This is a genomic window from Caldisalinibacter kiritimatiensis, from assembly GCF_000387765.1.
In the GTDB taxonomy this organism is placed as follows: domain Bacteria; phylum Bacillota; class Clostridia; order Tissierellales; family Caldisalinibacteraceae; genus Caldisalinibacter; species Caldisalinibacter kiritimatiensis.
Genome location: NZ_ARZA01000003.1, coordinates 1 through 8,790 on the forward strand (window position 1 = coordinate 1; position 8,790 = coordinate 8,790).

The window sequence follows — 8,790 nt, forward strand, 5'->3', positions numbered from 1 at the left end:
TATTTTTTTTACTAATTTTCTGTGGATAAGTTTAATTTTGTATTTTGCAACTATCTATTTTATATTTATTTTATGTAAATTTAAGAATTAGCCAATATTAACCTTTTACTGCACCTGCAGTTAAACCTGCTATTATTCGTTTTTGGAATATTAATACCAATACAACGATTGGTACAGTTACTAGAACTGCTGCAGCCATTATTTCTCCAAATGGCTCCTGTCTTGATACACTACCTGTAAATAATGATATAGCAACTGGTACAGTTCTAGAAGCAGGGTCTATTGAAGTAAATGTAAGAGCAAATAAGTATTCATTCCATGCTGCAATAAACGAAAGTAATCCAGTTGTAACTAATGCTGGTGCTGTTAAAGGTAATAATATTTTTCTAAATGTTTGAAATGGAGTTGCACCATCTACTTGAGCAGATTCCATTATCTCTACTGGTAAATCCTTAAAGAATGAAGTTAGTACCCAAGTAGTAAACGGTAATGTAAAAATCATATAAGATAAAATCATACTTAGCTTAGCACCAATACCAAGTTTATTAATAACTGCATATAAACCAGACAATATCGTTACCTGTGGAAACATTGTCATTGCTAATATAATATAGAGTGATGCCCTTTTTCCTCTAAATCTTAATTTACCTAATGCAAATGCTGCAAATGAACCAACTAATAGTGCTAATACGGTAGTTGACACAGCTACTACAGTACTATTCCAAAGCCCTCTTGTAAACTGACCATCTTTAATTACCGCTATATAGTTTTTAAGAGTAGGTGCTATACTCATTGTTTCAGGGTCCCTTGGAACAAAAGTAGCTGGAGTCATTTGTAATTGACTTTCTGATTTAAGTGATGAGTTTATAGCCCAATAAAATGGGAACAACATGTATATAAATATAAAACAAATTAAAATCCAAAATCCTACTCTGTTAAGAACCTTCAAAGTTTTTTTATTCATCGGCATCAACTCCTAACAACCTAATGTAAGAAACTGCAAATATAGCTATTAATATGAATATAATAACTCCTATAGCCGAAGCCAATCCCATGTTTCTATTACCTATCAGTTGGAAATAGTTATAACTAGCCATTGAATACCTTCTATTAGATAATAGTACTTGGAATACGTCAAATACCCTTAAAGCATCTAATGTACGGAAAACTAATGCTACTGCTATAGTTGGTTTTAATAATGGCAATGTAATAGTAAAGAATTGTCTTACTTTACTAGCTCCATCAATATCTGCTGCTTCATATAACGTATCAGGAATAAGTTGCAATCCTGCTAATAATAGCAATGCCATAAATGGTGTCGTTTTCCACACGTCAACAGCTATAATTGATGGTAGTTGTAATTCTTTTGTAGTTAAGAATGCTAACTGACCATCTCCTATACCAAATCTTTCAAGTAATGTGTTAAAAAATCCTATCCTGTTTGGCTGTAACATCCATTCCCACATTCTTGCTGAAACAACTGTAATTACGGCCCATGGTACTAACATTACAGTTCTCATTACACCTCTGCCTCGGAAGTTACTATTAACTACTAAAGCAATGATAAGTCCGAGAATTGTTTCCAGTGCCACCGATACAACCGTGAAAACGATTGTATTACCTATAGCAGAAATAAAATCTGGGTCAGTTGCCCCAATTACATATCTTTTATCAAAGAAACCAAATTGACTTAATTCCCTATATCTTACTGGCTTACGAGGTAAAATTCTTATAGGTCTCTCGTATATTGGTTCATTAGTTTCAGGGTCAATCTTCTGATTGCCATCCTCATCAAGCACTGGTGGTAATTCTTTTATTGTTATACTCAATAGCTTTTTATAGTTGTCAAATCCAACAAAATTATGTCCTTCATCACCACTTGCAAAAGTCTTATCGGTTAAACTAGTATAAAAGACTTGTCCTAAAGGATAAATCGCTATAATAACTAATATTAAAAGTGTAGGTAATAATAATTTGTACGCTAGTCTTTGTTCCTTTTGAGCTAACGTTAATGATTTTTTCTTTTTACTCATTGATGCACCCCCTTTAAATATAACCATATGCATGTCATTAATAAAATATGACATGTTTTAAAAGTACTGAAACCGGTTTCCTGAGTTTTAAAATATAAAGGTCTCAAACTAAGACCCTAATCACTATATTATATTTTATGGTGTACAAAAATATTCATTTATATATGAATTTTCTGATAGTTTTATTATAGAAGATATACATAGCTATGTCAAGAAAGGAATATTATATCTATAACTGTAAATATTGTGAAAATGATTAAGTAAATAAATTTATCTTTTATTTTCTAAGAAAAAAGCAGCTACACTACATTGGGCTATTATCTACCAGTTTTTAACTAATAACTGAAATTAATCCACACTAACGTACAAGCAGACGAAAAAGGTAAAACACTCAAAAACTTGAAATAATTTTAATAAAAAACACAAAACATAATTAAACTTTTTAAGATAAAAAGGCTGGATATATCCAGCCCTTATTCTTAATTTAATCTTTCTTCAATTAATTCTGCTATTTCTTTCGCTATTTTAGTTATCTCTTCTTTATCCTTTCCTTCTATCATTACACGCACTAATGGCTCAGTACCTGAAGGTCTTATTACTACTCTTCCTTCTCCATGGAATTTTTCTTCTACTTTCTTTATTTCACTTTTTATTACTTCGTCTTCTAAATATTTATTTTTCTTGTCGTTATCTACTTTTGCATTAACTAATACTTGAGGTAATTTAGTCATTATACTAGCTAGCTCTGATAATTTCTTTCCAGTCTCTTTTACTACTGAAATCAATTGGAGTGCTGTTAAAAGGCCATCCCCTGTTGTATTATGCTCTAAGAATATTATATGTCCTGATTGTTCTCCACCTAATACATAGTCTTTATCTAACATTTCTTGTAAAACGTATCTATCTCCAACTTTAGTTTTAACTATTTCAACATTGTTTTCGTGTAAACATATATCCAGTCCCATATTACTCATAACTGTTCCTACTATTGTATTATTTTTTAATTTGTTCTTGTTTTTTAAGTGTGTACCACAAATGGCCATAATATAGTCTCCATCTACTATATTTCCTTTTTCGTCTACTGCTATTAATCTGTCTGCGTCTCCATCAAATGATATTCCTATATCAGCTCCTGTTTCAAGTACAAGCTTTTGAACCTCTTCAGGTTTTGTGGACCCACAGTCAACGTTAATGTTTATGCCATTAGGTGAGTTGTGTATTACATATACCTCTGCTCCTAATTCATGTAGTAGTTCAGGAGCAGCTTTATAAGCTGCACCATTTCCACAATCTACAGCTATTTTTATCCCTTTAAAATCCACATCTATCGTCTTCTTTAAATAATTTGTATACTCCTCAACTGCATTTTCCACTATTATTTTTTTACCTATTTTGTCGCCTATGGGATTTACATCTATATCCTTATTAGATAATATTATTTCTTCTATTTCATTTTCTGTATTATCGTCTAGTTTATATCCTTCTGAATTAAAAAACTTAATTCCATTATATTCAACGGGATTATGTGAAGCTGAAATAACAACTCCTGCATCTGCTTCATGTATTCTAGTAAGACATGCGACTGCTGGTGTAGGAACTATCCCTACTGAAATAACATCAACTCCAACAGAACAAATACCTGCAATTAATGCACCTTCTAACATATCACCAGATATTCTTGTATCCATTCCTACAACAATTTTTGCATTTTTCTTTTCTTTTGTTAATATGTATGCTCCAATTCTACCTAACTTATATGCTAACTCAGAAGTTAACTCTTTATTAGCTATTCCTCTAACACCGTCCGTTCCAAATAATCTACCCATTTTTTTACCTCCCTAACTGATTTACACTATTTTATAATATCATACACAGATTGGTAATGACAAGAACGAAAAATGGAATGCTGAACCCGGTTCAGCGTTCCATTAAAAAAGGTAGGGATAATACCCTACCTTAGATACCTACATGCTTAAAACCTTTCCCTTTTACTTCCTGTGCATCATTTACTGTAATAAATGCATCTGGGTCAATCTCTTCTACAAGCTCCTTCAGTTTAGCTAATTGACTAGACATAATAGTACAGTAGATTAGTTTTTTATTATTCTTGCTATATGCACCTTGCCCATCAATTAACGTTGCTCCTCTTTTTAGCTTAACTATTATTTCATCTGCTAACTGTTGTGATTTGTCTGAAATTATAATTACAGTTTTTTTAGTGTCTAACCCGCATTGTATTTTATCAACTATTTGATAACCAATATACAATCCTATTATCGTATACATTGCAGGCTTTAATCCAAATAGTACTGACGATAATCCTATTATCAACAAATTTACTCCCATTAACGCAGTACCTAAGTTTACATTGAATTTCTTTTTAGCTACTGCTGCAATTATGTCGACACCACCCTGTGAAGCTCTATTTCTGAACATTATACCCATTCCTAGTCCATTTAATGCTCCACCAAATATTGCCTCTAATAACATATCATTAGTCTTAATATACTGGTCAATACCTTCTGTCACACTTAAAAGAACTGACATAGTAAACATTGAAACAAAGCTGTAAATAATGAATTCTTTGTCAATAAACTTTGCTCCGATTATAAAAATAGGTACATTAATAATAAAAATAATTAGTCCTGTGTGGATATTGGTCAAATAATGTGCCATTATAGCTATACCACCAACTCCACCACTTAGTAAATGATTAGGAATAAAAAATCCATTAAACGCCACTGCACATAAAAGGCAGCCAAAAAAGATAGCACTTAACTTTAAAGATATTTTTACTATCTCCGACGAGTTTAGGACGTTGTTTGAGCCTATACTCGCCTTTTTAACAAGTTGCAATTGAAAAACCTCTTTCCTTTCGGGTTACCCCTTTTTTCACCTTCATTATACTAACTCAATTTTTAGTTTGCAACACTTAATTTAATATTTAAAAAATTGTAATTTTTTACTTTATACTATGCTAAAATCTGCATAGGAATGTAGAATTATTTATCACACGTCCTTTAGCACGATTTTTATATTTCCGTACATTTCTTCTTACGTTATTTTTTCTTTTTTATGTACGTCACCTTATACACACTGCATCTTTTCTTACGTCTTCTTTCACGTCACCTAGTACGTCATCTATAACACTTTTTATTCTAAATTAGTAAAAAAACCCTATCGGTCTAATAACCGATAGGGTTTTATCTTACTTCCTAACTTCTTCTGCTCCTCTTTGAAGAGCTTTTTCATTTAATGGAATTAAATGTTTCTTAGATTCACCGAATACTTTTTTCAATGCTTCTAGTACTGATTCAGATTTTACTACCTTAGTTAACTCTAAATATGCTCCTAGCATAACCATATTAGCCACTTTTGCATTCCCTAATTCTACAGCAATTTCATTCGCTGGTATATAATAAACGTTTATATCATCTCTTTCTGCTTTTTTATCTATAAGTGAACTATTTATTAATAGATTTCCGTCCTTAACTACATCTTTTTCGAATTTATCTAATGATGGTCTGTTCATAACTATTGCAGCTGTAGCTTCTGTAACTATTGGAGAACCTACTGGCGTATCAGAAACCATTACGTTACAGTTAGCTGTACCACCACGCATTTCAGGACCATAAGAAGGTAGCCATGAAACGTTTTTATTCTCTATCATTCCTGCATATGTTAAAAGCTGTCCCATTGACATAACACCTTGACCACCAAATCCTGCCATAATTATTCTTTCTTGCATTCTACTCCACCTCCTCTGGTGTTCTGAAGTTTCCTAGAGGATAATAAGGTATCATGTTTTCCTCTAACCACTTAAGTGATTCAGTTGGAGTTTTACCCCAGTTAGTTGGACATGTTGATAATACTTCTACTATACCGAATCCTTCTCCAGATAGTTGAACCTCAAAAGCTTTTTTTATAGCTTTTTTAGCTTTTCTTATGTTAGCTGGGTTATGAACTGAAACTCTTTCAACAAATTTAGCTCCATCTATTGTTGACAGCATTTCAGCAACTTTTAATGGTTTTCCAGCATGGTCCTCATCTCTACCATAAGGAGCTGTAGTAGCTTTTTGTCCTATTAATGTTGTAGGAGCCATTTGGCCACCAGTCATACCGTAAATAGCATTATTTACGAAAATTGTTGTTATCTTTTCACCACGATGTGCAGCATGAACTATTTCAGCTGTACCTATAGAAGCTAAGTCTCCATCACCTTGGTAAGTAAATACAACGCTATCAGGATGAACTCTCTTGATTCCAGTTGCTACTGCTGGAGCTCTTCCGTGAGCTGCTTCATGCATATCACAGTTAAAATAATCATATGCGAAAACTGAACATCCAACTGGTGCAACACCTATTGCTTTACCTAGTACTCCAAGTTCTTCTAATACTTCTCCCACTATTCTATGGATTATACCGTGTGTACATCCTGGACAATAGTGAAATGGCTTTGTTGTTAATCCATTAGTTCTTTCAAAAACCTTAGCCATTATTTTCACCCCCTGCAATCTTCTTAATCTCTTCAACTATGTCGTTTGGATTAGGTACCATACCACCTGTTCTTCCATGGAAGTGTACTGGTACTCTACCATTAATAGCTATCTTAACATCATCTATCATTTGACCTGTACTCATTTCTACTGTTAAAATTCCTTTAGTCTTATCGCTTATCTTTTCAAACGCTTCATCTGGGAATGGCCATAAAGTTATTGGTCTGATAAGACCTACTTTAATTCCTTCTTCTTCACATTTAGCAATAGCGTTCTTAACTACTCTTGATGTTGTACCATAAGCTACTGCTACTACATCAGCATCTTCTACATTGTATGCTTCATATCTTGTTTCATTTTGCTTAATTATTTCATGTTTCTTTTCTAATTTAAATACGTGGTCTTCTAACTCTTGTGGGTCTATGAATAAAGAGTTAATTATATTAGGATCTCTTTCACCTTTAGTTCCATCTGTAGCCCAATCTTTTGGTTTAATATCTCTTTGCTTAGGCTCTTTGAACTCAACTGGCTCCATCATTTGTCCTATCATACCATCACCGATTACCATTACAGGAATTCTGTATTGGTCAGCAACATCAAATGCTTCCATAACTAAGTCAACAGTTTCTTGTAGAGTTGATGGTGCATATACTACGTGTCTATAGTCACCATTTCCTCCACCTCTTGTTGCTTGATAATAGTCAGACTGAGCTGGTTGAATACCACCTAGACCAGGACCTCCTCTAACTATGTTAACGATTACACATGGTAGCTCAGCTCCCGCTATATATGAAATACCTTCTTGTTTTAATGCAATACCAGGACTTGATGATGATGTCATAACTCTAGCTCCTGATCCTGCTGCACCATAAACCATATTTATAGCTGCAACTTCACTTTCAGCTTGTAAAAATACTCCATCTACTTTTGGTAATTCTCTTGACATATATTCAGGTAACTCATTTTGTGGTGTAATTGGATAACCAAAGAAATATTTACAACCAGCTTTAATAGCTGCTGCACCTATGGCTTCATTACCTTTCATTAAAATTTTACCCATAATACATTTCCCTCCTTAAGTTTATTTTTCTATAATTCTTTCAACTTCAATAACTACATCAGGACAAATTGTTGCACAGTTTGCACACCCTATACATTTATCCATTTCTTTTACAGTAGCTGGATGATATCCTTTGATATTTATTCTTTCTTTGTCCATAACAACTATATTTACTGGACATACAGTTGTACATAATTCACAACCTTTACATAAATCTTCTTTAAATATTACTTTACCTCTAGCTTTAGCCATTTGCTTTACCCTCCCTTTATTTGGTAATAATTAAATTTTACTTAATTTTTTAATTCTAAATGCTCTATATTAGAGCATCCATTCTTCCCTCATATACAACTTTATTGGGAATATTTCTCCTTTGATGTGCTTTGGTAATTCCTTAGCTACATTTTCTAATGCAACTACATATTTAATAGGAATACCTGTCTTTTCTGAAACTTTTTCTACAAGTTCTTGCCCTTTTAATACTTCTTCTTTTGTTGTACTCTTTAATAAATGTGTATTATTAACTAAAGCAGTAACTTTAGCTCTAGACGCTTGTTCTATTTTCCTTAGATACTCAATAGTTTTATCTACTGTTTGTGTTTCACGCCTATTTGCATTTATAACGAAGAACATATCATATTCTCCATCTTTAAAATAGTTGTGATATCTTCCTAATGCCCTTGCTCCTACAGGGTCTCCACCTACATCTAGTATAGTTTCATAGCTTTTATCTTGAAGAGGAGCAAATATTTCTGCTGATACAGCAGGTACATCTGCTGCTATACCTTTTATAGAACTAGATATAACTTTAATTCCTAATTTTTCTAAATCTTTAGCCTTTTCTCTGCTTCTAAAGTATGGATTGACTACATCCAAATCTGCTAAAGCAACTTTTTCTTTTTCTTTAGCAAGATTAACTGCATAATTAACAGAAAACTCTGTCTTTCCACTTCCATAATGTCCTGTTATTATTCTGATTCTGTTATCATTTAGCATACAATCACATCCTTTTAAGTAAGCATCTGATAGCTAATAGCATCAAACACTTATCTTGCCACCAAATAAAAATTTGTTTGTTGAGGGCTATAAGCCCTCAACATAAAGATTTGGGGGCTATAAATTTATTTATATATATAATTTTATTTTTTATACACACTTAATTAAGCTTACTTATACTCTTTTGGCTCTTCTTCTCCTCTTA

General features: G+C 32.7%; 9 protein-coding genes. All 9 read right to left on the reverse strand.

Going from position 1 to position 8,790, the window contains the following annotated elements:
* Positions 1 to 97: 97 nt before the first annotated feature.
* Positions 98 to 964 carry a carbohydrate ABC transporter permease gene (locus L21TH_RS00115; protein ID WP_006305274.1) on the reverse strand — a complete coding sequence of 289 codons (867 nt, stop codon included), beginning with the start codon at positions 962 to 964 and terminating at the stop codon, positions 98 to 100.
* Positions 957 to 2,033 (reverse strand): carbohydrate ABC transporter permease, encoded by a 1,077-nt coding sequence (locus L21TH_RS00120; protein ID WP_006305275.1) that lies wholly within the window; start codon positions 2,031 to 2,033, stop codon positions 957 to 959. Before L21TH_RS00120 ends, L21TH_RS00115 begins: the two co-directional genes overlap by 8 nt.
* Before the next feature lie 479 nt (positions 2,034 to 2,512).
* Positions 2,513 to 3,859, reverse strand: a complete 1,347-nt coding sequence (gene glmM / locus L21TH_RS00125; protein ID WP_006305276.1) for a phosphoglucosamine mutase — start codon at positions 3,857 to 3,859, stop codon at positions 2,513 to 2,515.
* A 130-nt stretch (positions 3,860 to 3,989) separates the two neighbouring features.
* A complete protein-coding gene (locus L21TH_RS00130) occupies positions 3,990 to 4,889 on the reverse strand; it encodes a YitT family protein (RefSeq protein WP_081627872.1) in 900 nt (299 codons plus the stop codon).
* A gap of 352 nt (positions 4,890 to 5,241) precedes the next feature.
* On the reverse strand, positions 5,242 to 5,781 hold the full coding sequence (locus L21TH_RS00135; RefSeq protein ID WP_006305281.1) for a 2-oxoacid:acceptor oxidoreductase family protein: 540 nt from the start codon (positions 5,779 to 5,781) through the stop codon (positions 5,242 to 5,244).
* Between the two features lies 1 nt (position 5,782).
* Entirely contained in the window at positions 5,783 to 6,529 is a 747-nt protein-coding gene (locus L21TH_RS00140) for a thiamine pyrophosphate-dependent enzyme (protein ID WP_006305284.1), read from the reverse strand.
* Positions 6,522 to 7,589 carry a 3-methyl-2-oxobutanoate dehydrogenase subunit VorB gene (locus tag L21TH_RS00145; protein WP_006305286.1) on the reverse strand — a complete coding sequence of 356 codons (1,068 nt, stop codon included), beginning with the start codon at positions 7,587 to 7,589 and terminating at the stop codon, positions 6,522 to 6,524. Before L21TH_RS00145 ends, L21TH_RS00140 begins: the two co-directional genes overlap by 8 nt.
* Before the next feature lie 21 nt (positions 7,590 to 7,610).
* Positions 7,611 to 7,841, reverse strand: a complete 231-nt coding sequence (locus tag L21TH_RS00150; RefSeq protein ID WP_006305288.1) for a 4Fe-4S dicluster domain-containing protein — start codon at positions 7,839 to 7,841, stop codon at positions 7,611 to 7,613.
* A 69-nt stretch (positions 7,842 to 7,910) separates the two neighbouring features.
* Positions 7,911 to 8,585, reverse strand: coding sequence for a nucleotide-binding protein (locus L21TH_RS00155; protein ID WP_006305290.1), 675 nt, complete (start codon positions 8,583 to 8,585; stop codon positions 7,911 to 7,913).
* Between the last annotated feature and the right edge of the window lie 205 nt (positions 8,586 to 8,790).